The sequence below is a fragment of the Ruegeria sp. Alg231-54 genome, assembly GCF_900143525.1.
Taxonomy (GTDB): domain Bacteria; phylum Pseudomonadota; class Alphaproteobacteria; order Rhodobacterales; family Rhodobacteraceae; genus Ruegeria.
Genome location: NZ_FREZ01000003.1, coordinates 359,495 through 382,342 on the forward strand (window position 1 = coordinate 359,495; position 22,848 = coordinate 382,342).

21 protein-coding genes are annotated in these 22,848 nt (G+C 54.6%); 8 read left to right on the top strand and 13 right to left on the bottom strand.

Features of this window, described 5'->3' with window-relative positions; all coding sequences use genetic code 11:
* Position 1: 1 nt before the first annotated feature.
* The 4 genes from DHN12_RS08475 to DHN12_RS08490 form a co-directional block, all read right to left on the bottom strand.
* Entirely contained in the window at positions 2-1,126 is a 1,125-nt protein-coding gene (locus DHN12_RS08475) for an ABC transporter permease (protein ID WP_108859791.1), read from the bottom strand.
* Positions 1,127-1,207: 81 nt separating this feature from the next.
* Positions 1,208-2,149, bottom strand: coding sequence for a sugar ABC transporter substrate-binding protein (locus DHN12_RS08480; protein ID WP_108859931.1), 942 nt, complete (start codon positions 2,147-2,149; stop codon positions 1,208-1,210).
* Between the two features lie 136 nt (positions 2,150-2,285).
* On the bottom strand, positions 2,286-3,284 hold the full coding sequence (gene iolG / locus DHN12_RS08485; protein WP_108859792.1) for an inositol 2-dehydrogenase: 999 nt from the start codon (positions 3,282-3,284) through the stop codon (positions 2,286-2,288).
* 76 nt (positions 3,285-3,360) lie between these two features.
* Positions 3,361-4,263 (bottom strand): LysR substrate-binding domain-containing protein, encoded by a 903-nt coding sequence (locus tag DHN12_RS08490; RefSeq protein ID WP_108859793.1) that lies wholly within the window; start codon positions 4,261-4,263, stop codon positions 3,361-3,363.
* 173 nt (positions 4,264-4,436) lie between these two features.
* Between DHN12_RS08490 and ugpB the strand changes: the two genes are divergently transcribed.
* The 5 genes from ugpB to DHN12_RS08515 all read left to right on the top strand — a co-directional run bounded on the left by ugpB (position 4,437) and on the right by DHN12_RS08515 (position 9,550).
* Positions 4,437-5,747, top strand: a complete 1,311-nt coding sequence (gene ugpB / locus DHN12_RS08495) for a sn-glycerol-3-phosphate ABC transporter substrate-binding protein UgpB (protein WP_108859794.1) — start codon at positions 4,437-4,439, stop codon at positions 5,745-5,747.
* A gap of 61 nt (positions 5,748-5,808) precedes the next feature.
* Entirely contained in the window at positions 5,809-6,690 is an 882-nt protein-coding gene (gene ugpA / locus DHN12_RS08500) for a sn-glycerol-3-phosphate ABC transporter permease UgpA (protein WP_058274560.1), read from the top strand.
* Between the two features lie 20 nt (positions 6,691-6,710).
* Positions 6,711-7,547: a sn-glycerol-3-phosphate ABC transporter permease UgpE gene (gene ugpE / locus DHN12_RS08505; protein WP_058274572.1), complete on the top strand. Its 837-nt coding sequence runs from the start codon at positions 6,711-6,713 to the stop codon at positions 7,545-7,547.
* Between the two features lie 3 nt (positions 7,548-7,550).
* Positions 7,551-8,606, top strand: coding sequence for a sn-glycerol-3-phosphate ABC transporter ATP-binding protein UgpC (ugpC, locus tag DHN12_RS08510; protein ID WP_108859795.1), 1,056 nt, complete (start codon positions 7,551-7,553; stop codon positions 8,604-8,606).
* Positions 8,606-9,550: a glycerophosphodiester phosphodiesterase family protein gene (locus tag DHN12_RS08515; protein WP_234416586.1), complete on the top strand. Its 945-nt coding sequence runs from the start codon at positions 8,606-8,608 to the stop codon at positions 9,548-9,550. The genes ugpC and DHN12_RS08515 overlap by 1 nt, the downstream gene beginning before the upstream one ends.
* Positions 9,551-9,648: 98 nt before the next feature.
* Here DHN12_RS08515 and DHN12_RS08520 read toward each other — a convergent pair whose 3' ends face one another.
* Positions 9,649-9,960 (bottom strand): hypothetical protein, encoded by a 312-nt coding sequence (locus DHN12_RS08520; RefSeq protein ID WP_108859797.1) that lies wholly within the window; start codon positions 9,958-9,960, stop codon positions 9,649-9,651.
* 640 nt (positions 9,961-10,600) lie between these two features.
* Between DHN12_RS08520 and DHN12_RS08530 the strand changes: the two genes are divergently transcribed.
* Positions 10,601-11,044, top strand: coding sequence for a hypothetical protein (locus DHN12_RS08530; RefSeq protein ID WP_108859799.1), 444 nt, complete (start codon positions 10,601-10,603; stop codon positions 11,042-11,044).
* 304 nt (positions 11,045-11,348) lie between these two features.
* On the top strand, positions 11,349-12,002 hold the full coding sequence (locus tag DHN12_RS08535) for a YrbL family protein (protein ID WP_108859800.1): 654 nt from the start codon (positions 11,349-11,351) through the stop codon (positions 12,000-12,002).
* Positions 12,003-12,133: 131 nt separating this feature from the next.
* Here the strand turns inward: DHN12_RS08535 and DHN12_RS08540 are convergent, their stop codons facing one another.
* The 5 genes from DHN12_RS08540 to DHN12_RS08560 form a co-directional block, all read right to left on the bottom strand.
* Positions 12,134-12,739, bottom strand: coding sequence for a YrbL family protein (locus tag DHN12_RS08540; protein ID WP_108859801.1), 606 nt, complete (start codon positions 12,737-12,739; stop codon positions 12,134-12,136).
* A 766-nt stretch (positions 12,740-13,505) separates the two neighbouring features.
* Positions 13,506-14,285 (bottom strand): IclR family transcriptional regulator, encoded by a 780-nt coding sequence (locus DHN12_RS08545; protein WP_108859802.1) that lies wholly within the window; start codon positions 14,283-14,285, stop codon positions 13,506-13,508.
* An 11-nt stretch (positions 14,286-14,296) separates the two neighbouring features.
* Entirely contained in the window at positions 14,297-15,655 is a 1,359-nt protein-coding gene (locus tag DHN12_RS08550) for a TRAP transporter large permease (protein WP_058276698.1), read from the bottom strand.
* A complete protein-coding gene (locus DHN12_RS08555; protein WP_108859803.1) occupies positions 15,655-16,320 on the bottom strand; it encodes a TRAP transporter small permease in 666 nt (221 codons plus the stop codon). Before DHN12_RS08555 ends, DHN12_RS08550 begins: the two co-directional genes overlap by 1 nt.
* Positions 16,321-16,386: 66 nt before the next feature.
* A complete protein-coding gene (locus DHN12_RS08560) occupies positions 16,387-17,625 on the bottom strand; it encodes a TRAP transporter substrate-binding protein (protein WP_108859804.1) in 1,239 nt (412 codons plus the stop codon).
* Between the two features lie 109 nt (positions 17,626-17,734).
* On the opposite strand from DHN12_RS08560, the gene DHN12_RS08565 reads away from it, so the two are divergent.
* Positions 17,735-19,330: a GMC family oxidoreductase gene (locus DHN12_RS08565; RefSeq protein WP_108859805.1), complete on the top strand. Its 1,596-nt coding sequence runs from the start codon at positions 17,735-17,737 to the stop codon at positions 19,328-19,330.
* A gap of 229 nt (positions 19,331-19,559) precedes the next feature.
* Here DHN12_RS08565 and DHN12_RS08570 read toward each other — a convergent pair whose 3' ends face one another.
* Genes DHN12_RS08570 through DHN12_RS08580 form a run of 3 tightly spaced genes read right to left on the bottom strand, consistent with a single transcriptional unit; the run spans position 19,560 to position 22,845 of the window.
* Positions 19,560-21,071, bottom strand: coding sequence for a mannitol dehydrogenase family protein (locus tag DHN12_RS08570; protein WP_108859806.1), 1,512 nt, complete (start codon positions 21,069-21,071; stop codon positions 19,560-19,562).
* Complete coding sequence (locus tag DHN12_RS08575) at positions 21,071-21,844, bottom strand: L-iditol 2-dehydrogenase (protein ID WP_108859807.1); 774 nt, start codon at positions 21,842-21,844, stop codon at positions 21,071-21,073. Before DHN12_RS08575 ends, DHN12_RS08570 begins: the two co-directional genes overlap by 1 nt.
* On the bottom strand, positions 21,841-22,845 hold the full coding sequence (locus tag DHN12_RS08580) for an ABC transporter ATP-binding protein (RefSeq protein ID WP_108859808.1): 1,005 nt from the start codon (positions 22,843-22,845) through the stop codon (positions 21,841-21,843). Before DHN12_RS08580 ends, DHN12_RS08575 begins: the two co-directional genes overlap by 4 nt.
* Positions 22,846-22,848 lie beyond the last annotated feature (3 nt).

The following is a 22,848-nucleotide window of genomic DNA, read 5'->3' on the forward strand; positions in this document are numbered from 1 at the left end:
CTCAGCGTTCTCCTGTGATGATGCGACGGATGTAGGTATTCAGGATCACGGCACCCAACAGGATCATGCCCAGAAACACCCGGAACAGAGAGCTTTCGACCCCGGCAAAGAACAGCCCCTGCTGCACCACACCAAAGATCAGGGCACCAAGTGCCGCCCCAATGACGGAGCCATATCCGCCGGTCAGCAGCGCACCGCCAATGACCACGGCGATGATTGCTTCGAATTCCTTCAACAACCCGCGATCCGCACCAGCGGAACCGAATTCCATCACCTGACAGGTCGCAAAAACTGTCGCGCAGAATGCGGTAAACATGAACATCAGAACTTTGACCCTGTTGACCGGAACACCCGAGTTTCGGGCAGCCTCAGCGTCACCGCCAGAGGCGAAAATCCAATTGCCGAATTTTGTTTTGGTCAGAAGCACATGGCCGAAGATGATAAGCACGATGGCCCAAATGATCAGCATGGGGATCCCATCAACCACCGGCTGACCCTCGCGCGTACCGCGTTCGAAAGTTTCTATTATGCCGTTATCGCCCAACCAGGCGAAAAAGCCCTGCCCAATCTTGCCGCCAAACACCGATGCCAACCAGTCACCTTCGGCCACATCCCGGATGCCACCAATGATGGTTTTCCGCTCGATGGTTTGCGGCAGGAAAATGGTAAAGCCACGCAGGATGAACAGGAAGGCCAGCGTCACGATAAAGCTGGGCAATCCGGTGCGCACGACGATAAAGCCGTTCAGCGCCCCAATTGAGACGCAAAGTACAAAGGTCACCATGATGGCAATCCAAACCGGCCAGCTAAGAGTGACCGAGAAAATTGCGATCATCATGCCCGCGAATCCGATCATTGAGCCGACGGAAAGGTCAAACTCACCCGCGATCATAAGCAAACAGGCTCCAACAGCGATGATCATGAACTGCGCGGAGACCACGGACCAGTTCATCACGCCCTGACTGGTGAACATGCCGCTGTCAAAAGCAAACAGCAGGAAAAACGTGAATACCGCGACTGTGCCGACCATTCCGCCCAATTCAGGGCGTATCAGGGCCTGGCGTAGAGGTGATATCTCTTTTACCCGCTCGTCACCACCGACTGCGGATTGCGCTGACTCAGCCATTGTTGCCTCCTTGGCGCGTTCGTCTGAATGCTTGCATCAGGTGGTGCGGACACACGTCATGCGTCCGCACCGTTTTGAAGATCAGCGGTATTCGCCCGCGAACTCTTCGATCTTTTCCAACCCGTCAGCGGTCACGAAACCGGGACCAGAGTTGATGTTGTTGCCCGGCAGCACGCCGTAACGGTGGTAGTTCGTCATCACGACAACTGGCAGGTAGGCTTGCAGGAAGGGCTGCTGGTCAATGCCCCACTGGATCACACCACTTTTGATGCCTTTGACGATTTCACCACCCAGATCAAAGGTGCCGAAGTAGATGTCACCTGCCATACCATTTTCTTCCAGCGCCAGAATGGTTGGGTCAGCCGAAACCGGGCCAAGCGTCAGAACGGCGTCAGTGTCGGGGTTTGCTGACAAGTAGGCCAGAACGCGGTTCTTGATCTCGGCCGGATCCTGTCCTGCGTCGATCATCTGCTCGCCCAGTTCGATGCCCAGACCGTCTGCAAAGCCCTGGCAGCGTTCTTGGCTGGATGGCTGCACGATATAGTGGTTTACGCACAGGAACGAGCTGATGCCATCGCCTTTGGCGCGCTGGCCAGCGGCCAATCCAGCGTCATATTCCGGCTGGCCGACATACATCAGCGCACCAACTTCGCGCGCCTTTTCCGGCGTGCCAGTGTTCATGATGATGACGTCGATACCGGAATCCACGGCGGCTTTGATCGGACCTTCCAGAATGTCCGGGTCGGCCAGCGTAGTGATGATACCATTGGGTCCCGAAGCGGCGGCTTGATCGATGATCCGCGCCATGTCGGCAAGGTCGCCGGTGGGCGGGTTGCGATATTCAACCTCGACACCCATCTGATCGCCCGCCAGGGCAATACCGTTCTTGATGGTGTTCCACCAGCTGTCGCTGTCCGGAGCATGGCTGACCAGAATATACTTCTCGCCTTCTGCCGCAACGCCTGTGGCGCCGGCAAATGCGACTGCGCTGGCCATCAGCACACCTTTTACGATTTTTTTCATTTCCATTCCTCCCAATAGAAAATTCAATCTTGGTGCCGGGTCTGCCCGGCCATTCGGCTAAACCGAATCTCGTCTGCTCCGATCGGTGATCGGGCTTCCTTCAGTTTCCGGATATCCGATCATTTTGCAACCGGTTTCAAAAAACTTCCTCCATCGCAACCGGCCTTCCGGACTTTGCCGAGCGCGTTGCAGCTTCGGCCATCGCCAACGCCGCGACACCATCCTCAAGTGTTACCGGCACGTCCGAGCCGGACTGAATGGCGCGCGTAAACGCATCCCATTCGGCGCGGTAAGCGGCCATGTAGCGTTCAAGAAAGAAATATGTTGGCTTCGCTCCGGTCACGCCGTCAGCCGTTGATTTAACAACCGAATTCTCAAGGACATTATGCGCTTGCAAAAGGCCCCTTGAGCCCAGCAGTTCGACCCGTTGATCATACCCGTATGCTGCCCGCCGCGAGTTCTTGATAACAGCGAGGCTACCATCCGGATAAGTCATTGTTACCACAGCCGTATCTACGTCACCGGCCTGCCCTATTTCCGGATCGACGATCGAGGTTCCCACGGCTGAAATGGTGACAGGAATTTGCCCCGTCAGGTAGTTGGCCATGTCAAAATCATGGATCATCATGTCCCGGAACAACCCGCCCGATACCTTGACATAACTCACCGGAGGCGGCGCCGGATCAAACGACGTTATGCACAACAACTCAGCTTTCCCGACCTCGCCACCATCATAGGTGGTTTTCAGCGCCTGGAAATTTGGGTCGAAGCGACGGTTGAAACCAAGCATGACCGGTTGACTAGTCGCGCCCGCGGCTTTTTGGCAAATTTTTGCTCGCTCAAGGTCCAGATCTACGGGTTTTTCGCACAGGACTGCTTTGCCGGCCTGCGTTGCCGCTTCGATCAAGTCGGAATGCGTATCTGTAGGCGTTGCGATCAGAACCGCATCAATCGTTGAATCACCGATAATCTCGTCAGAGCTTTGCACCCTGGCGCCGTACTCAGCAGCCAGACCGACAGCGGCATCATTCACCGCGTCTGAAATAGCCGTCAATTCGGTTTTGGGGTGTGCCGAAATCGCTTCCGCATGCACGCGACCAATACGTCCGGCCCCCAGCAATCCGATCTTCAACATACGGTCCCCCGAATCAATTCTCAGGTGACACAATCAATATTTTTGCAACCGGTTGCAAGAATTAATTTCGACGGCCCTATTCTGCTTTGAAAGGCTCAAGGCTGTCTCGGAACTGCTCGATGAATTCCAGCGTCACTAGTGAAGGTTGTTTCAAAATCGGGCGAACAAGCGAGAGAGTATGCGGCAAGAATGGCTTGAACGGTCGATAGCTTAATCCGTGCGCTGCGTATTGGACGGCGTCCAGTTCGCTCACGACGGAAACGCCAACGCCTTTCACGGCCAATTCACATGCCGCCGTGAACTGCCTGACTTCAATATGGGAATTCAATTCCACATTGGCACTTTGAAATGCTTTTGAGAGCCGTCCGAAAAAGTCGCTGTCGCGTCGTGTGTGGATAATTTTGCTATTCACGAGGTCCGCCGGTGTGACCTCAGAGAGGTTTTCCAATTCACTTCCAGTGGGGAACACACAAACCGTCCGGACCTCGATATCCCAGCTTTCAACGGCGGGATGACCGTTAAAGCTGTCGGTGATCCCGAAATCATACTGCTCGCCGATCATCCATTCAAGAATGCGCTCAGGTCTGTCAGGTTCGATCGTCAGGGTGACGCCGGGCCGATCCTTCAAGAATCTGGCGACAACATCGGGCAAATGGCTGGTGGCGAACCCGGGCAGGCATGCAACACGGATGTGCCCTGCTTTGCGCTGTGTGATGTCCTGGCTGACGTCAGAGATTTGCCTCATCAGTTCCAGAACACGCTCGACGCTGGGCAAAAGATACCGAACCTCCTGCGTTGGCACCAACCGGCCTTCGCGGCGATCGAAAAGCTGAAACCCAAGTGACTTTTCAAGATCCGAAAGCAACCTGCTGACGGCTGGCTGGCTCACCCCCAGGTCGGTCGCTGCCGCCGTGACAGAGCCGTTGGTGGTGACAGCCATAAGGGCTTCTAACTGCCGGACCCTAAGAATTTGACTCATTACCGATCCCAATCTGCCGCCCCCGCCTCATAACATTATGTTATTTTTTTATCCAGTAAATTGGGCTTGAATTATATTTCTGTAACGTTAACGTCGTGAAATCGTCATGTGTGCCGTTTACCCGTTGCGGTCGGTATTCAACGAAGCATCGAACCTGATGCATGGGAGGAATCATGAAAAAGAATTTTCTCGGCGCTCTTGCCGTTACAACTGCCTTGTCCCCAGTGGCGGCAATGGCACAAACCGAGGTTCAGTTCTGGCACGCCTTTACCGGCCGCCTTGGTGAGCTTGTCAAAGCCCAAGTGGAAGAATTCAACGCCAGTCAGGACGAGTTTGTCGTGGTCGAAAGCCACAAGGGCAACTACTCGGAAACCCTGAACGCGGGGATCGCTGCCTTCCGCGCCGGTGAGCAGCCGCAAATCCTGATGGTATTCGAGGTCGGCACGGCAACGATGATGTCAGCCGAAGGTGCGATCCGACCGGTCTACGAAGTGATGGCTGAAAGTGGCGCGTCTTTTGATCCCGACGCATATATCGGTGCCGTCAAAGGGTACTATACGACCACTGACGGGGACATGCTTTCGCTGCCCTTCAACTCATCCACACCGGTTCTGTGGGTCAACCGCGATGCGTTCGAAGCGGCAGGCGTTGATCCAGACACGGATCTGTCCACTTGGGAAAAAGTTGGTGACGTGCTTGAGCAGTTGAAAGCTGGCGGCGAAGAGTGCCCGCTGGTCACAGCATGGCAAAGCTGGATCCATCTTGAAAACATGTCGGCCTATCACGACGTTCCATTCGCGTCTCAGGACAACGGTTTTGCCGGACTGGATACCGAACTGATGCTGAACGGTCCGGCGCAGGTGGCACACCTGACCGCGATGGGTGACTGGGCCAAGGATGGCAAGTTCATCTACACCGGTCGCAGAAACGAAGGTGGCGCGAACTTCCGGTCCGGCGAATGCGCATTGTTCACTGAAAGTTCGGCAGGTTACGCGGGCATCAAGGCAGAGGCCGAATTCGACTTTGACGTCCGCCCGCTGCCCTACTGGGAAGCCGTCACAAGTGAACCGCAGAACACCATTATCGGTGGCGCATCCCTTTGGGTAATGGAAGGTCATGACCCTGAGGAGTACAAGGGCGTCGGAGAGTTCCTAAGCTTCCTGTCATCGTCTGACGTGCAGTCGGCCTGGCACCAGAACACCGGCTACCTTCCGATCACGGCCGAAGCGGGTGACGCGACACGTGCGGCAGGTTTTTATGACGAAAACCCCGGCACCGACATCGCTGTGATCCAGATGACCGCGAAAGAGCCGACCGCAAATTCCAAAGGTCTTCGTCTGGGGTCATTCGACCAGATCCGCGGTATCATCGACGAAGAGCTTGAGGCTGTCTGGGCCGGTGAGAAAACTGCTCAGGAAGCGATGGATAGCGCGAAGGAACGCGGTGACGCGTTGCTGCGCCGATTCGAATCCGCCAATCAATAAGTCATAACTTCATGCGGGCCCTTTTCGGGCCCGCATTATCTTTCTTCGGTGGAAATTCAGGATGGAAAAACGCGTCACCTTTCGCGGCTGGCTATTGCCATTGGCGCTGATCGCCCCACAGGTCATCATTTCCGCCGTCTTCTTCTTTTATCCCGCCGGTCAGGCGGTGTGGCAGTCCCTGTTCATTCCCGACCCGTTTGGTCTGTCGTCGCAGTTTGTGGGGCTCGGCAACTTTGAGTTCCTGCTGAGCGACAAGTATTATCGCGCATCTTTCGTCACAACCGCCGTGTTTTCGACGCTCGTGACGCTCTGTTCAATGATTCCGGCGCTATTTCTGGCAGTTATCGCAGATAGGCTCATTAAAGGCTCGGGTGTTTATCGCACATTGCTGATCTGGCCTTATGCCGTGGCCCCCGCCGTGGCTGGTGTGCTGTGGCTGTTCATGTTTAATACACGCGTCGGTGTGGTGGCGTGGTATCTCAGCCAGCTTGGCTATGACTGGAACCATGTCCTGAACGACACCGAAGCTATGGGGTTGGTTGTCGTCGCCTCGGCCTGGGGCCGCATCAGCTATAACTTCCTGTTTTTCTTTGCAGCGCTGCAATCCGTTCCCCGCTCGGTCATCGAAGCGGCGGCGATTGACGGCGCGCATTTCTGGCGCCGGTTCTTCACGATTGTGCTGCCGCTGCTGTCTCCGACTGCATTCTTCCTGCTGGTGGTGAATGTTGTCTATGCCTTCTTTGAGACCTTCGGAGTGATCCACACGATCACTGGCGGCGGCCCGCAACAGGCGACGACGATCCTAGTCTACAAGGTCTTCTCAGATGGGTTTGTCGGGCAGGATCTTGGGTCATCTTCGGCACAATCTGTAATCTTGCTGATTGTTGTTGGCCTACTGACCGTCATTCAGTTCAAATACGTGGAAAAGAGGGTGCATTACTGATGGCAGCCCAACAACACGGAATGGTCGAAAAACGCGGCGTAGGCATCTGGTTTACCCATGCATTCATGATCCTAGGCGTTTTGATCATCTTTTTCCCGATCTGGCTGGCCTTTGTTGCTTCAACCGTGACCCAGGCCGATATCGTCTCGCCACCTATGCCCGTGGTGCCAGGTGATCAGTTCTGGGTGAACTACAAAGCGGCGCTGTTCTCGGGGGTAAACGTGCCCGTCGCAACGATGCTTTTCAACAGCCTGGTGATGGCCATTGGCATCGCGGTGGGCAAAATCATCATCTCCCTGCTGTCAGCGTTTGCGATTGTCTACTTCAAGTTTCCCGGCCGTACGACGTTTTTCTGGCTGATCTTCCTGACCCTGATGCTGCCGGTCGAGGTGCGGATTGTTCCAACCTTCGAGGTTGTTGCCGGGTTTGGCATGCTCAACAGTTACTACGGTCTGATCTTCCCCCTGATTGCCTCGGCAACGGCGACCTTCCTGTTCCGTCAATTCTTCCTAACCATCCCTGATGAACTGGCCGAAGCTGCCCGCGTGGATGGAGCCCGCCCGATGCGGTTCTTCATCGACATCGTGGTGCCCATGAGCCGGACCAATATCGCGGCGCTGTTCGTGATCTTGTTCATCTACGGCTGGAACCAATACCTGTGGCCGCTGCTGATCACGACAGACCCTGAAATGAACACCATCGTGATGGGCATCAAGCAGATGTTCCCGTCGGGTGATGATTTTGCGCATTGGCCCACAATCATGGCGACCTCAATTCTGGCAATGATCCCGCCGGTCATCGTGGTGGTGTCGATGCAAAAGCTCTTTGTCCGCGGCCTTGTCGATAGCGAGAAATAAGAAATGGCAACAGTAACCCTAGAGAACGTCAAAAAGAGTTTTGGCCCGACGGATGTGATCCACGGTATTGATGTCAATATCGCAGACGGAGAGTTCATTGTGATCGTCGGCCCCTCCGGCTGCGGTAAATCCACACTGCTGCGGATGGTGGCAGGGTTGGAAACGGTTACGTCCGGGGAAATCCGGATCGGCGAGGAACGGGCCAACGACAAAGAGCCAATGGATCGGGACATCGCGATGGTGTTCCAGAACTATGCGCTCTACCCGCACATGTCCGTGCGTCAGAATATGGGTTACGGCCTGAAGATTGCCGGACTTCCCAAAGATCAGATCGATCAAAAGGTGACTGCCGCGGCAAAGCTATTGCAGTTGGAACCTTTGCTGGATCGTAAGCCCAGACAACTGTCTGGCGGTCAACGCCAAAGGGTGGCCATGGGCCGTGCCATTGTCCGCGAACCGGCAGTCTTCCTGTTTGATGAGCCACTCTCGAACCTCGATGCCAAACTGCGTGTTCAGATGCGTCTGGAAATCCGTGAGCTCCAGGAAAAGCTTGGAGTCACCTCCCTGTACGTTACGCACGACCAGGTCGAGGCCATGACGATGGCGGACAGGATGATCGTGATGAATGGCGGTATCGCCGAGCAGATTGGAACGCCACTGGAAGTTTACGAAACACCCAGAACTCTGTTCGCGGCGCAGTTTATTGGCAGCCCTGCGATGAACGTGTTTGATGCCCGCCGTGAAAACGGGACGGTCAAGATCGAAGAAATTGAGGTTGGCGCATCTCAGGGGCCTGATATCGCAGTAAAGTTGGGGATACGACCAGAGCATCTGTTGTTGGATGAAAACGGTCCGCTGGAAGCTACGATTCAGATTGCGGAACCGTTGGGGGCAAACACACTATTGCACGGTCAGCTCAAAGGCTCTGGCAGCGCGATTACGATAAGCCTTCCAGGTGTCCACCCAATCGAAGGCCAGCATCCGAACATGCGGTTTTTGGTTGCCTCAGAGAACATGCACCTGTTTGACCACTCAACCGGCGAAAGGCTGCAAAGCTGATGACGTTTCCACAGGTTGAAGCCTTTCGTGGCGGTGAAAACCTGATCCGGGTTGTAGGGCACCGGGGTGCACGCGGCGTTTTACCTGAAAACAGCATGATTGGCTTTGACTTTTCGCTGTCCATCGGCGTCCCGCTCCTTGAGTTTGATGTCGTTCTGACGGCAGATGACGTTCCGGTCATAACCCATAACCACCGGCTGCACGCGCCGACATTTCGTGACGCCAATGGTCGATTTTTGGTGGGAGAAGAGCCAAAGGTTTCCTTGTTGACCCTCGAACAGATTCGGCAATTCGACATCGGACGGTTGGACGGGCACTCCGCCTACGGTCGTCGTTTTCCAGACCAGGCCCAAATGGACGGTGTTCGTGTTCCAACGCTGATGAACCTGCTGGAACTGGTCGATGACCCAAAATACCGCGATGCCTGTCTGATGCTCGAACTAAAGTCAGATCCCGATTTGGCACATGATGCGTTTTACAGACAGAACTTCGTCGGGCGGGTTCTTCTAGACGTTCGCGCCAAGGATTTGTCGTCGCGTGCGGTTCTGCACAGCTTTGACTGGGCTTTATTGGAAGAATGTCGGCGACAGGCCCCTGATATGCCATCTTCGTACCTGACGCAGCTTCCCGATAACGCGGACGATGTGGGCGAAGACTCATCAAAAACAGTTTGTCCAGACTTTCGTGGCCGTCACGATGAAATTCCAAAGTTGGTCAAGGAAGCCGGCGGTGCGCTTTGGTGTCCGTATTTTGCGGATGTGACTGCTGAAAATGTTGATTATGCAAAATCGTTGGGCCTGTGTGTTGCAGTGTGGACAGTCAACGAACCCGACGACATAGACAGGATGATCAATCTTGGTGTGGATGCAATCGTGTCGGATTATCCCGGACGGGTTCAAAGACATCTTTCGGATTTCGGCATCAGGTGGAATGCCGCGCTATAGGACAGCCAGACATTGCATGAATTCAAACGGCACCGTCCTGTCCCGACATAAAAAACGGGCGTCCAATCCTCTCCCTAGACCTCACGCCATAGGAAAGATCAGGTCGAATTCGATTTGCGGTGCCGGCCAATCCAAAGGCCCCATTTCGGATCCGAATATGTCCGCCGCTGCTGATCCGCCCGAGCAAAAAGTTCTTTCACAACAGACGCATATTCCGGATCATCTGCCACGTTCACACGTTCATCAGGGTCATTCGCCAAATTATTGAGCGTATGTCCAAACCCATAATAGGTGGGCTGAAGGCGGCGCATGAAATTCCATCGGCGGGTTCGGATCGAGCGCTTTTCCTCCTGCTCCATGAAAATCTCATCGGTCCAATCGACCGTATCCTGTTCAAGCAGAGGCCGCATCGTACCCGCGAGGCTTTCCCTCACCCCAATAGTCTAGCGCCAATGTAATCAAGCACCGTGGCAGTGATGTTCGTTATCCCAACCAGATGATCGCAAACCTGTCCCCAGCGCGGCGCGTACGGTGATGTGATGATCATCAGGATGCGGTTGGCCTCGCAATGCGTAATTGACGGCCAGCTAACTTCGCCATGAGCCCAAAAGCCATGCTCACCCAACGCCATGCTATGATCGGACGTATAGATCACCAGCGTATCGTCGGTGAGGCTATGCACCTCAGACGGACCTGTTCGGGTGCCTGTGACGTACGGCAAAGAAGATTTCAAACCGGAGATCTAAAGGGATAGCTCATATGCGCACATGGCCCGCAAAGGTCAGCTCAAATGCTTCTCAACAGATCCGTCATTGTTCCGAACGCAACCGCATCTGGTGGTGGGCGGCAATGCGACGAGATACATCTGTCGGATTGCCACAGGGATCAATTGCGCCAACTCTTACGAAGTAACCACGATCTATATCCGCAAGCGTATCGCAATACACCCGTGTCGACGAGGGCCGTTCAGCAAACTCCAACACTTGTTCGATACGTCCAAGCAGATTTTTCCGGTCCGTCGCAGGTTCGGCCGGGTTTGCGGCACCGCATTTGAAATGTACCGAGGCTTGCAAGCCGCGTGCCGACGTAGCCGAAGCGGTGGTCCGGATATTGATCCTGCTTAGGGGCAGCAACCGCGGCTATCGCTCCGAGATGCTGGATCGGCGGTCTGATATCCTCACTCGGGAAGAGCCCTTTGCCGATCTATTGGTCGAACGCCGCCAGCATCTGCTGTATGAACAATCGATAATAGCAACGCTCGACACGGATGGCGCAGTAGAGACCTTGCCGAATCTTTTTTCGCAACCCGAAGACCAGGCGCTGGCTGTGGCGCTGATCGACCGGATCATCGGTGAGGTCGCGGCCCCAACCGCAGAGCTGAAGGCAATGACGGGCGATCTGTGCCATGCGCTGAACCTGAAAACCCCAAAGGAGTTTGTCGAAAACCCCGCGAAACGGAAAACTAGGGGCGCCCGAAAGGGTCGCGAGATCTGAAAATTCAGGACACCGCACCAGTATTTTCAAGTTGTGTGACATCGCTTGCAAAGAGTGTCGGACGGTGCAGCTAGGTGGTCATTGTTAGGGCATGACCTTTCCAGAGATCATGCGCGCCTGCAGGGGCGTAGCGACGGATACTGCGGCGACCCCATAGGTTCCCGGCAACAATCAAGATGGTGACCGCCCCTGTGCAGCTTGAATTCCAAGCATCATGATCGCAATTGTCCCCCGCGTTTAACGTAACAATATCAATGATCAAAAAACAACTTGCGCTGGTCCGGAATCAACTTAAACAGAAAATATGAAATTCCACCAAAATCCCACTCTGCTTGAACTAGGAAACAGCCCTGTTATCGCGAAGGGAAACAGGCAATTCGTATATGAACACCCATTTGACAAGGGGTTGCTGTTAAAGGTTCCGCAACCTCACACGATGGATGAAGGTTCGAGGCTTGTAACCGACAAGTGGTATGACCGATTTTTTCGCAGAGCTACCGCTTTTAAGGGATTCATGCGTGAGTTCGATGAAGCCTTTTTTCTGATGGTCCGCCATCAGGATAGCCCGGACGTGATGCCCGTTTGTAGGGTGTTTGGCACCGCACCGACAGACAAGGGTCTGGCGTTGGTCTATGAACGCATTTCTGATCCGGATGGACAGCTTTCCCCAAGTCTGGGTCAGTTGATTGCCGAAGGTCGCCTCACCCCTCAGCATTTGAGCGATCTCAATAAACACTTCGACCAACTGTCAGATGAACGTGTCATCATAAGCAACAAGAACACTGGCAATCTTGTCTATCAAACATGGCCCGACGGATCCGGGCGATGGGTCTGGATTGACAGCTTTGGGTCTAAACAAGTCATTCCTCTGCGAAGATGGGTTCGCAGTTACAATGACCGCAAGCTCGGCCAAGTTCGAAAAAAGTTCTTTGACTTGATAGACGCTGCAAAGGGCTAGTCGTCTGACTAGACCAGTTGATTGGGTTCAACAGGCCCTTGTTTGGTTCGGCTGGGAAGGCGCCTATTCAGCTGGTGGCTTATGCAGCGAAGCCAAATCGACGCCAGTTGATTGCCGTAGAGCGGGTGTTATTAACCCAGACCAAATGACTGGCCCATGCGCGTGCGGCGGCGCTCGATGGATTTGCGGAATGCTAAGTCAGAAACCAGCGTCAGCGGAAACAACACTCTTTCGCCCAAGCCATCGATAACGACCAGTTTTCCATTGCGCTCTTGCGCCCGTACAATGTTTTCAAAACCCAGATCGCCCACGATAATCCGGCCACGTTCAAGGTCGTCCATGAGTTCCATGAATTCACCGTGCAGCTGCTTGCGCTCTGACAGGTCATCGCCCAATGCGGCCCGTTCCGATTCCAACGTTGGCGCCAAATCGCCATCAGGACCGGTCATCTTTTCGACCACCAGTGCTGGTCCTTGAGATGTTGCAGCGTACCCCATAAAATCCGCAAGGCGTTCAATCTCGGGGCAGCCTCGTGTCAACGCGGCTAAGTATTCGTTTGCTTCCCGGTTCCACTGACGCAGGTTGCCATAGCGTCTCTCGGCATAACGAGGAATCACGTGGTTGCGCACCGGTTCATCCACCCTGACTTTCAACAGCGCGCGCTCAATAAACGGATGCTGATAAATCTCGTAGTTGCGGCTTCCTCGCAATGGCCGAATTTTACTTAAGTCAATCATGTTGTTTTGCCGATCCTAATAACGAAGATCACCGATTACAGCCATCCTCTCAAACCAAGGTCTCCAATTAGTCCTTTTCATGTTTGAGGACAACCAGATGCCGAAACCAGACATTTATTACAGGCATCTTGCGGAACGTATCGATACGTGAATCGGTACGGTTCTTAAGTCCAGATATTGCAGATGTATTTGTTTGCCTTGAGGCCACTCAGTGTATTCAAATGGCGGACGTAGTTGAAGGCATCAAGGCAGTCTGTCAGATTCGAGCGAACCTGGTCTTGGCTTTCGCAGCGATGCCGTTTGACGGTTTCCTCACAAATCGGCGGCACAGCGTCTACAACTCTGGGGGCACCTCATGCTTCGTAATCTATGCGGAGGTCGCCATCGCCGAATAATCTTGCATGTGCTTCACGCGGCAAAGCAATGGCCTTTAACCACGTCTTCCGCTTGCTCATAGAATGCCTCAGGGTATCCACTATTGATAGCAGGCACTTAGGCTCTCGCTATCAAACGCGTCTGATCAGGTTTACCGGGCGGAAACAATTATCCCGCAGCCCGTGCGCCACAATCATCAAAAGTTTTTCTGACCATTCAGCCTCGCGCTATAGCCAAAGGCGATGGTTTTGAAGTTAGACGCATAGAGAGTGCGTTTTTCTCCCGAAATGAAGGAAAGTCCACGTCTGATCCTGATGCAAGTACTGTCACTGGCCGGGCAATCCAGAATATTGTTGATGGTTCTCTAAGTGATAACTCTTTCAAGACGTATTTATGATACGAGCAATCCCGATATTTTGTTGGCTCCGACCTGCAGCAATTTAACAAACTGCATTAAACTTTCCAAATTGTGGCGCTGGGTTGGAGCGTGAACTGACAGAGTGGCCACGAGCCTGTTGTTTTTATCTAGTACAGGAACAGCTACAGCAGCCATTCCCGGCATAAACTCCTCGTTGTCTGTCGAATATCCTTTTCGCGCAACATTGATGACTTCGGCGCGCAGAGTTTCAGGTTCAGTTAGAGTTTTTTTTGTATTTGGGTTCAGCTTACGAGCGGACATAAACCCGTCCAACGTGTTCTCACGAAGCGTGGACAGATACATCTTGCCGCTGGCCGTGCAATGAAACGGAACCTGAGTGCCAATCGGCAATTGAATCCTCAGGGGCCATTTCGTTTCTACCCGGTCCAGATATATCATTCCTTCCCTATCCGGGATGGCGAGGTTGCAGGTCTCGCCAATTTCATCGGCGATGCCCCGAAGGATCGCAAGGCGGGCTGTCCGAAGGTGCTCCGACGACACCGTGTTTACCGAAAGCTGCCGCAAACGTGGCCCGGGACCGTAAGACCGCCCATCCAGATCACGTTGAAGGAACCCTTCAGTCTCAGCCGTTTGAAGCAGGCGGTGGATTGTCGGCTTCGCCAGACCCAATGATTCAATCAGGTCTGACGGTTTGACTGCGACCCCGCGCTTTGCAACCTCTTCAAGAATAACCAGCAAACGCAGGTTCGTCGGGATTTGGGATTCTCTGTCTCGCGTGTCTGCGTTTGCCATCCCGCTAAACTCTAGTTGTTTGGCAACAAGATCAAGGCCAGATCAGGCACCAGTGAGACCAAAATCCACACAGACAGCAAAGCCACAAGGTACGGCACAGTGTAGCGCAGCAGCCGGAAGTAAGGCACGCCTGTCACACCGGACGCAACATAGAGGTTCAGGCCATAAGGCGGCGTGATGAAGCCAATCGACGCACCCACAAGGAAGATCACCGAAAAATGGATCGGATCGACCCCTACCGACGCAGCAATTGGCGCGAGGATCGGCGCAAGGATAATCGTGACCGGCAGACTTTCCAGCACCATGCCTGAGAAGAAGACGATGACCATCGATGTGAACAGAACCGCGTAATATCCCCCCATCGAAGTCACGAAATCTCCGATAGTTTGTTGTGCTCCAAGCAGCGACAGAATTTGCTGCATGACCACCGAGATCGCAATCAGCGGCGCAAGGATACCCGTGATCTGAGCCGAACGGATCACGATCGAGGGGATCTCAGGGATCGTGAAACCTTCGACAACCAGCATTTCGGCAAAGCTTTTGTCTGTGGGCGAGATATTATCCCGCGCGCCCATGATCCGGTTGATCGGATAGCTCACCAAGCCCGCGATGACACAGAAGCCAACGGTAACACCCGCCGCCTCGGTCGGTGAGAATTTGCCTGTATAGATGCCCCAAAGCACGAGGCCGATGGCGAAAAAGCCGAGCCATGCACCAAATGCCGTTTTGAGAATCCGGTTCAGTTGCAGTGGGATCAGGTGCCCCCACCCGTTGATCCGACAGATGATCCAGCACGCAAATTGCATGCCAAAGACCATAAGCGCACCAGGTATGATACCGGCGACAAACAGCTCGGAAATGGGCAGGTTCATCAAGAACCCGTAGACGATGAAGATGATGGATGGCGGGATGATGATCCCGACCGTACCGCCCGCAGCCGCCGTGGCCGCGCTAAAGCGTTCGTCGTAGCCGCCTTTAACCATCTCAGGGTGCAGCATTGAACCGATAGTTGCGGTCGTTGCAGAGTTCGATCCGGAAATCGCCGCAAACAATCCACATGCCCCAAGGGATGCCATAGCCAGCCCGCCGCGTATCCAGCCTAAACAGGAATAGGCAAAATCACTCAGCCGCCGCGCGATCCCCGACTTGTTGATCAGGTCGCCGGTCAGGATGAACAGCGGCATCGCCAACAGGGCGAAGCCTTTGTTAAACACGTTCAGCAGCTCTGCACCCATATTGTCGAGTGTCAGACCCAGAACGAATGAGCATCCGATCACCCAGTAGCCGATGACCAGCAGTACCGGTACGCCCAACATGAACAAAAACGTGACGCCCAGCGAAATTAGTGTAACCAAAGTTCCGTCTGTCATCAGTCTGCCCCTATCACGGCCTGCTTGATCAGCGGCTCTCCGGTTTTCCAGTTGTGCAGGTCGTCAGCAAGATTCTGAAACACACGACCGACCATCAGAAAGAAGGACACAGGCGCGGCCAACAGAAACCACCATTGCATGATGTTGTCTGTCCCAAGCACGATCTGAAAGTTCGAGGCTGACAGCGCAACGAGGCGTGTTGTAGTCACGATGACGATTACTGCAAAGATGAACCACAAAATGGCATCCAAAAACAAACACGCCAGTTGACCGCCGCGCGGCATCGCGGTGCGAAACTCGCTGAAGCTAAGATGGGTGCGCAAGCGGACATTATAGGACGCACCAAACCAGGCCATTATCATGAAAAGAAGCGGGGGAATGGTGGTGGACCAGGGTTCCTGATCGTTGAAGACAAAGCGGTCGATCACACCCCAGAAGATGATCAGCGCAATGGCGAGGTACGAATACACCATGACCGACCGTTCAAAGTGGCGTTCAACAAAGGGCACTTTGCGATAGATCTGCATCACCAGAAGGCCGCCAAGAGCGGCGAAAATTGTGCCGACAACCCAGGCAGCGTCAGATTCCAATGCGGATTGAATCTCGAATGAATCACGGCTGAGCAAGGCGCCAAAAATTGCCCCGATATCTGCCCATAAAGACATGAACCCCGTCCTCCCAGTCGGTGTTTAGTGAAACCGGCCCGTGAAGGGCCGGCTCTAAATGTTAGATCAGGCCGCGCCCTTCCACCAACGGCGGGGCTCAACATTTTCGGGCAGTGTGTCTGCCGGAATCTCGCGCGCGATGTCGTAGATTTCCTGGTATGTGTCGATGCCACCAGCCCATTTATTCAGCCGTTCGCGCCACTGCGCCCATGGTTCAGGATTGAAGTTCGGCGCACACATTTCCTCGGCCAGTTTGATCTGATCATCCGCCAGGAAGGCAGGACGCACACCGTTTTCTGCGAAGATCGTGTTAGGCAATTGCGGCTCCGAGAATCCCACGGTATTCAGCAACGCTGCCTCATTTGCACCCTGAATCAAGGCCTGCGTGAAGTAGGACGATTCCATAACAGCGTCCTGCAGTTCACCACCAAGTCCGTCGAACACCTTGGCCGACATCGACGTATGTTCAGTGCCACAGAAGAACTTGAGATTCACCGATTGCGACACCACAGGTGACATGTTGGCATAAGCCACAGCCGAGGCCCAGGTTTCGGCCCCATCAATTAGGCCCGTCTTGAGCGCGTCCAGCGTTTCTTCCCATGCCACCGGTACCGGATTCAGGTTCAGTAGCTGCATGGCGATCCGGCCAAGCTGTGTCCCTGTCACACGGTTCTTGGTCCCGAACAGTTCTTCCAGTTTGGTGACTGTTGGCTTGTCAGCAAAGGTCGAGCCCATTTGCAGGCCGCGCAGTTCACAGTGGGTGAACAGGAATTTCAGCCCGTGGCGCTTTTCGAGGGGGTCTCGCAATATGCGCTGGCTTTCGGGGCTGTAGAAGAAATGATATTGGGCCGCCCTGCTGGGGAACATATAGGCATAGTCCAGCACGTTCAGATATGGCGCACCGCCAGCAGAGTTTTGGGTCGACGCCGCATAAATGTCGACGATTCCCTGCTGAGTCTTCTCTACACAGCTCAGTTGTCCGCAGATCTGGTTGTCGCCAATGAACTCGATCCGAATCTCACCGTCAGTGCGTTCTTCCAGATCTCGGGCGAATTCGATGGCCCCTGCCCGTTCGATCAGCAGGTTGCGCGTATTGAAGCCTGATGCACCGAATTTCAGCGTGTGTTTGGGCTCTTTCGAGAACCTTTTTTCATAAGTTGATTCTGCAGCTTGGGCCAAATTGGCCAAACTCATCGCGCCGCCAAAGCCACCCGCTGCCAGCAGCGTTGAGCTCATGCCATAACGCCCGGCTACACGAAAAAAATCCCGCCGTGAGACACCGCTTAGTTTCTTACCGATCTCCATTGCTTACCTCCCTGATCACAATTATTGAGACGTTTTGTATCAAAAAATGCTAGTATAGTTCCGGCAATTTGCATAGTGTTTTTTTCAGTTACCTTGGGAGGAGACCGTCATGGAGGTGGATTATGCAGTCGTCGGAGCAGGCTCTTCGGGCTGCGTCATTGCCAATCGGCTAAGCGCTGACCCCAGCACAACAGTGGCATTGTTGGAAGCTGGCGGAACTGACACCAACCCGTGGATTCACATACCGGTTGGATACTTCAAAACCATGCATAACCCCTCATTGGATTGGTGTTACCGCACTGAACCAGACCCAGGTTTGAATGGACGCTCGATTGATTGGCCGCGCGGAAAGGTTCTTGGCGGATCATCTTCGTTGAACGGGCTTCTCTATGTTCGCGGTCAGAAAGAGGACTATGACCGCTGGCGTCAGATGGGCAATGTCGGTTGGGGTTGGGATGATGTCTTGCCTCTGTTCAAACGCAGCGAGGATCAAGAGCGCGGCGAAGACGCATTTCACGGTACAGACGGCCCGCTGTCGGTATCCAACATGCGCATTCAAAGACCGATCTGTGACGCCTGGGTCGCCGCCGCCCAAGAAGCGGGTTACCCGTTTAATCCTGACTACAACGGGGCCGATCAGGAAGGCGTTGGTTACTTTCAACTGACCACTCGGAATGGTCGTCGTTGCAGTGCCGCCGTTGCATACCTCAAACCGATCAGGAACAGGCCGAACCTGAACATCATCACCCGTGCATTGGTAACCAAGGTCGAACTGGACGGCAAAAAAGCAACCGGACTTCTTTATCGCGACCGATCGGGTGAAGTGAAGTCGATCAAAGTGCGCCGCGAAATCATCTTGTCCGGTGGTGCCATCAACTCACCTCAGATCTTGATGTTGTCAGGCATCGGAGACCCGGATCAGTTGAAGGCCAACGGCATTGAACCCGTTCATTCGCTGCCCGGCGTCGGCAAAGGGCTGCAGGATCACTTGCAGGCACGCCTGGTCTTCAAATGCAACGAGCCAACGCTGAATGATGAGGTGCGCAGCCTGTTCAATCAGGCACGGATCGCGCTGAAATACGCACTATTCCGGGCAGGACCTATGACAATGGCGGCCAGCCTGGCCACCGGATTTCTGAAAACCCGCCCCGAGGTTCAGACACCCGACATTCAATTCCACGTTCAACCCTGGTCTGCCGACAGTCCCGGAGAGGGCGTGCACCCGTTTTCTGCCTTCACAATGTCCGTCTGTCAACTGAGGCCGGAAAGCCGCGGAGAACTGCGCCTAGATGGCCCCGATCCGGCCAACTACGTTAAGATCATTCCTAACTACCTGTCGACGGAAACTGATTGCAGAACCATCGTTGACGGCGTGAACATCGCGCGGGACATCGCCCGGCATAATCCACTGGCTTCTAAGATCTCTGAAGAGTTCCGACCAACCTCGGATTTATCCCGCGATGACTACGAAGGCACTTTGGATTGGGCGCGCTCGAATTCTGTCTCAATCTATCACCCGACAGGAACCTGCGCGATGGGCACCTCGGAAAGCTCTGTTGTGGACCCAAACCTGAAGGTCAAGGGAATCGAAAATCTCCGCGTCGCCGACTGTTCAATCATGCCGGAAATCGTCAGCGGCAACACTAATGCTCCAGCGATTATGATCGGTGAAAAAGCCAGTGAGATGCTATGCGCAAACAAGTGATTTTGGACATTTCATGACCTTCCTTATCCATGCCAGGAGCTAACCTGTATAAGATGGTCAGATTCCATAAGTTACACGGGCATGTCGAAGGCAATGGCCTACGGCGCTTACGCACCATGGACAGCCAGAATAGAACGCTCAAAGATTGCCTATTCTTGGGCCATTATTAAACCTCATACCAAACTGGCCTCTACCACAGAGACTGGCTTGAAACATGCCTGCCGCAGAATCAGCGGGACTTTGGCTCAAGAGCGGTAAAGTCAGCTATCGCCTCGCGGCAACCACGTTGCCATATCGCGGCTAGCCAGGTGGAAAAAGCGTCTGTGAACTGCGTGTCTCGGCCCAAGTCACCAAAATACTGGCTTTGTTCGACCCACAATATCGGATTGGCTTTAGAAGCCAGCGCAGTAATTTGCAAATGCTCCCAATGGGGATCGTTTGGGGCAATTTCTGAACCATCTTCGCGAACACCCGCACACATCCGGCACCAGAATGCTTCGGCCAGCGCAAGCCCATTTACGGACGACCTGGACGCAAGTGCATCTCGCAGCGACGGCAGTAAGAAACCCGGGTGTCGTGAAGATCCATCGAACGCCACGCGTCGTGTTGTGTCGTGGATAGTGGTATTGGAAAATCGCCTCTCAACCAACCCAAGATATTCGGCGGCAGTGGTTCCGGGGACGGCTTCGACCTGAGGCAGAATTTCTTCCGTCTGAACTTTCCTGAAAAACGCCACGATGTCCTGGTCCTGCATGCAGTCTGAAATCGTGGGCACATTCAGAATCTCCCCGACATTTGCGAGCAGTTGGTGGCCGCCGTTCAATATGCGCAGTTTCATCGCTTCATAGCTGTGGACGTCCTGCGTCAGTGTTACTCCAACTTGCTCAAGGGGCGGTCGTTCTTCGCAGAAATTGTCCTCAATCACCCATTGGCGAAAGTTCTCATGCGTGACCGGCGCACGGTCGTCGACGCCCAGTGCCCGGCATTGCGCTACGACATCCTCGGTCGTTGCGGGAACAATGCAGTCCACCATCGAGTTCGGAAATGCTCCATTCTGATCGATCCAATCGGCCAGATCCGGGTCGGATAGACGCGCCAAACCAACAACGCAGTTTCGCAGAATTCCACCGTTGCCCTGAAGATTATCGCAGCTGAGCGCGGTAAAGGGTTTCAAGCCATTTGTACGCCGTTGCTTGAGCGCCGCGACAATAGCTCCGAAAGCCGTACGCGGCTGGTCCGGGTTCTCGGCATCGTGCCGAATGTCTGCGTGATCCGTATCGAACGCATCAGTGTTGGCGTCCGGGAAATACCCACCTTCAGTTACAGTCAGCGACACAATTCGTATGGCAGGGTCCGCCATCGTCCGGACAAGCGCGGCATTGTTGTCTTCAATCGGCAGGTAATCGATCATCGGACCAATCACTTCGGCGGACATTCCTTTTGGGTCCAGTTCGATCAGCGTTGTCAGGCAGTCCTGCGCCAACAGTCGCTCTCGCATGTTTGCGTCATAGCTTCGGACACCTGCCCCGATGATTGCCCAGTCATGGGCCTGGCCCAGCTGCATTAACTGGTGAATATACCAGGCCTGATGCGCGCGATGAAAGTTGCCAAGTCCGATATGGACAATGCCCGGTGTCAGGTCAGAGCGGGCATAGGTTGGAGTCCTGACAATCTCTGGCAGGTCTGAAAGACTGTCACGCCGTAGCCGTACCGAAGGTTTTGCATTCGCCACAGGGTCCATCAGCTCATCCAATTTCCGCCATCGACATTGTAGGTTTGTCCGACGATGTACTTTGCGTCTTCAGAAGCCAGAAATACTGCCATCCCGGTCAGATCTTCGGCCCGACCCATTCGGCCATAAGGAACGGCTGCAGCCACTTCGCGTTTCTTCTGGCCCAGTGGTTTGCCTTCGTGCTTTGCAAAAAACGCATCAACACCATCCCAGTGCTCGCCATCGACGACACCAGGTGCAATGGCGTTTACGTTGATCCCATGAGAGATCAGGTTCAGCCCGGCCGATTGGGTCAAGGATATGATCGCGGCTTTGCTGGCACAGTACACGGCGACCAACGGCTCGCCCCTACGCCCTGCCTGCGATGCCATGTTGATGATCCGACCTTTGGTCCCTTGATCAATCATGTGGCGCGCAACGGCCTGCATCGTAAACAGCGCGCCAGAAACGTTGATATCAAAAACGCGATTGTAGTCAGCACGCTCAATTTCAACGATTGGAGCGGCGGAGAAGATGGCCGCGTTGTTGATCAGAATGTCGATTGGGCCAAAATGTTCAGCCGTTCGTGCAACGGCGGCTTCTATGCTTTGTTGGCTGGTCACATCCATCTCGACGGCCAACGCGGCTGCGCCGATCTCAGTTGCTGCGTCCTGCGCGCGCTGCCCGTCTATGTCCGCGATGGCGACGCGCGCGCCCTCAGCCACATAAGCCTTGGCAAACGCCAGTCCGATGCCCCGCCCGGCCCCGGTGATCAGGGCAGTTTTTCCGGTCAGACGCGTCATTCGAACCGCAGACCTTTCGCGTCAAACCGGTGGATGGCATCCGAGCGTGGCGTCAGGTGGATACGGTCGCCGTGGCGAAAGCTGACCTCGCCATCTGCTCGGACGGTGATGGTCTCGGCCAACCCTGTTTCGTGGACGTGGAAGAAAGTGTCCGAGCCAAGATGCTCAGAGACACTTACGACGCCGGACCAGTCTCCCTCAGATTCAGACACCGCAATGTGTTCAGGGCGAATTCCGATGGTCTGGGCACCGAGCTTTTCTGCTTCGGGGCCTTCGATGAAGTTCATCTTGGGCGAACCGATGAAGCCTGCAACAAACAGGTTGCGCGGCGTACGGTACAGCTCCAGCGGGCTCCCAACCTGTTCGATCACACCTGCCTGAAGCACAACGATCTTGTCGGCCATAGTCATGGCTTCGACCTGATCGTGGGTGACGTAGATCATCGTAGTCGCCAGACGTTCGTGCAGTTCGCTGATTTCCAGCCGCATGCCAACGCGCAAGGCGGCGTCCAGGTTCGACAGCGGCTCATCAAACAGGAACGCAGCCGGTTCGCGTACAATGGCCCGACCGATGGCCACCCTTTGACGTTGCCCGCCAGACAGTTGGCCGGGACGACGGTCCAGGTAGTCGGTCAGGTTCAGAACGCTCGCCGCACCTTCAACCCGCTTGTCGATCTCAGCCTGATCCAGTTTCGCCATGCGCAGCGGAAATGCGATGTTCTTGCGAACGGTCATGTGCGGATACAAGGCGTAGGATTGGAACACCATCGCCAGCCCGCGTTTGGCAGGCGGCACGTCTGTTGCGTCGGCGCCGTCAATGTCGATGGAGCCAGAGGTCATGTCTTCCAGTCCCGCAATCAGGCGCAGCAAAGTGGACTTGCCGCAACCCGAGGGGCCAACAAATACGGTGAACTCGCCATCTTCGATGGTCAGATCCAGCGGGGGAATGACCTCTACGTCGCCGAAGCTTTTGGTCACGGACTTGAGTTGTATACGTCCCATGCG

Bases quoted from the DNA above. Each gene is read 5' to 3' on its own strand.
- DHN12_RS08540 (WP_108859801.1), bottom strand. From the start codon at position 12,739: ATGATTGACTTAAGTAAAATTCGGCCATTGCGAGGAAGCCGCAACTAC.
- DHN12_RS08580 (WP_108859808.1), bottom strand. From the start codon at position 22,845: ATGGGACGTATACAACTCAAGTCCGTGACCAAAAGCTTCGGCGACGTA.
- DHN12_RS08555 (WP_108859803.1), bottom strand. From the start codon at position 16,320: ATGTCTTTATGGGCAGATATCGGGGCAATTTTTGGCGCCTTGCTCAGC.
- DHN12_RS08520 (WP_108859797.1), bottom strand. From the start codon at position 9,960: ATGCGGCCTCTGCTTGAACAGGATACGGTCGATTGGACCGATGAGATT.
- DHN12_RS08550 (WP_058276698.1), bottom strand. From the start codon at position 15,655: ATGACAGACGGAACTTTGGTTACACTAATTTCGCTGGGCGTCACGTTT.
- iolG (WP_108859792.1), bottom strand. From the start codon at position 3,284: ATGTTGAAGATCGGATTGCTGGGGGCCGGACGTATTGGTCGCGTGCAT.
- DHN12_RS08475 (WP_108859791.1), bottom strand. From the start codon at position 1,126: ATGGCTGAGTCAGCGCAATCCGCAGTCGGTGGTGACGAGCGGGTAAAA.
- ugpE (WP_058274572.1), top strand. From the start codon at position 6,711: ATGGTCGAAAAACGCGGCGTAGGCATCTGGTTTACCCATGCATTCATG.
- DHN12_RS08515 (WP_234416586.1), top strand. From the start codon at position 8,606: ATGACGTTTCCACAGGTTGAAGCCTTTCGTGGCGGTGAAAACCTGATC.
- ugpC (WP_108859795.1), top strand. From the start codon at position 7,551: ATGGCAACAGTAACCCTAGAGAACGTCAAAAAGAGTTTTGGCCCGACG.
- DHN12_RS08570 (WP_108859806.1), bottom strand. From the start codon at position 21,071: ATGGACCCTGTGGCGAATGCAAAACCTTCGGTACGGCTACGGCGTGAC.
- DHN12_RS08490 (WP_108859793.1), bottom strand. From the start codon at position 4,263: ATGAGTCAAATTCTTAGGGTCCGGCAGTTAGAAGCCCTTATGGCTGTC.
- DHN12_RS08575 (WP_108859807.1), bottom strand. From the start codon at position 21,844: ATGACGCGTCTGACCGGAAAAACTGCCCTGATCACCGGGGCCGGGCGG.
- DHN12_RS08545 (WP_108859802.1), bottom strand. From the start codon at position 14,285: ATGGCAAACGCAGACACGCGAGACAGAGAATCCCAAATCCCGACGAAC.
- DHN12_RS08565 (WP_108859805.1), top strand. From the start codon at position 17,735: ATGGAGGTGGATTATGCAGTCGTCGGAGCAGGCTCTTCGGGCTGCGTC.
- ugpA (WP_058274560.1), top strand. From the start codon at position 5,809: ATGGAAAAACGCGTCACCTTTCGCGGCTGGCTATTGCCATTGGCGCTG.
- DHN12_RS08535 (WP_108859800.1), top strand. From the start codon at position 11,349: ATGAAATTCCACCAAAATCCCACTCTGCTTGAACTAGGAAACAGCCCT.
- ugpB (WP_108859794.1), top strand. From the start codon at position 4,437: ATGAAAAAGAATTTTCTCGGCGCTCTTGCCGTTACAACTGCCTTGTCC.
- DHN12_RS08560 (WP_108859804.1), bottom strand. From the start codon at position 17,625: ATGGAGATCGGTAAGAAACTAAGCGGTGTCTCACGGCGGGATTTTTTT.
- DHN12_RS08480 (WP_108859931.1), bottom strand. From the start codon at position 2,149: ATGAAAAAAATCGTAAAAGGTGTGCTGATGGCCAGCGCAGTCGCATTT.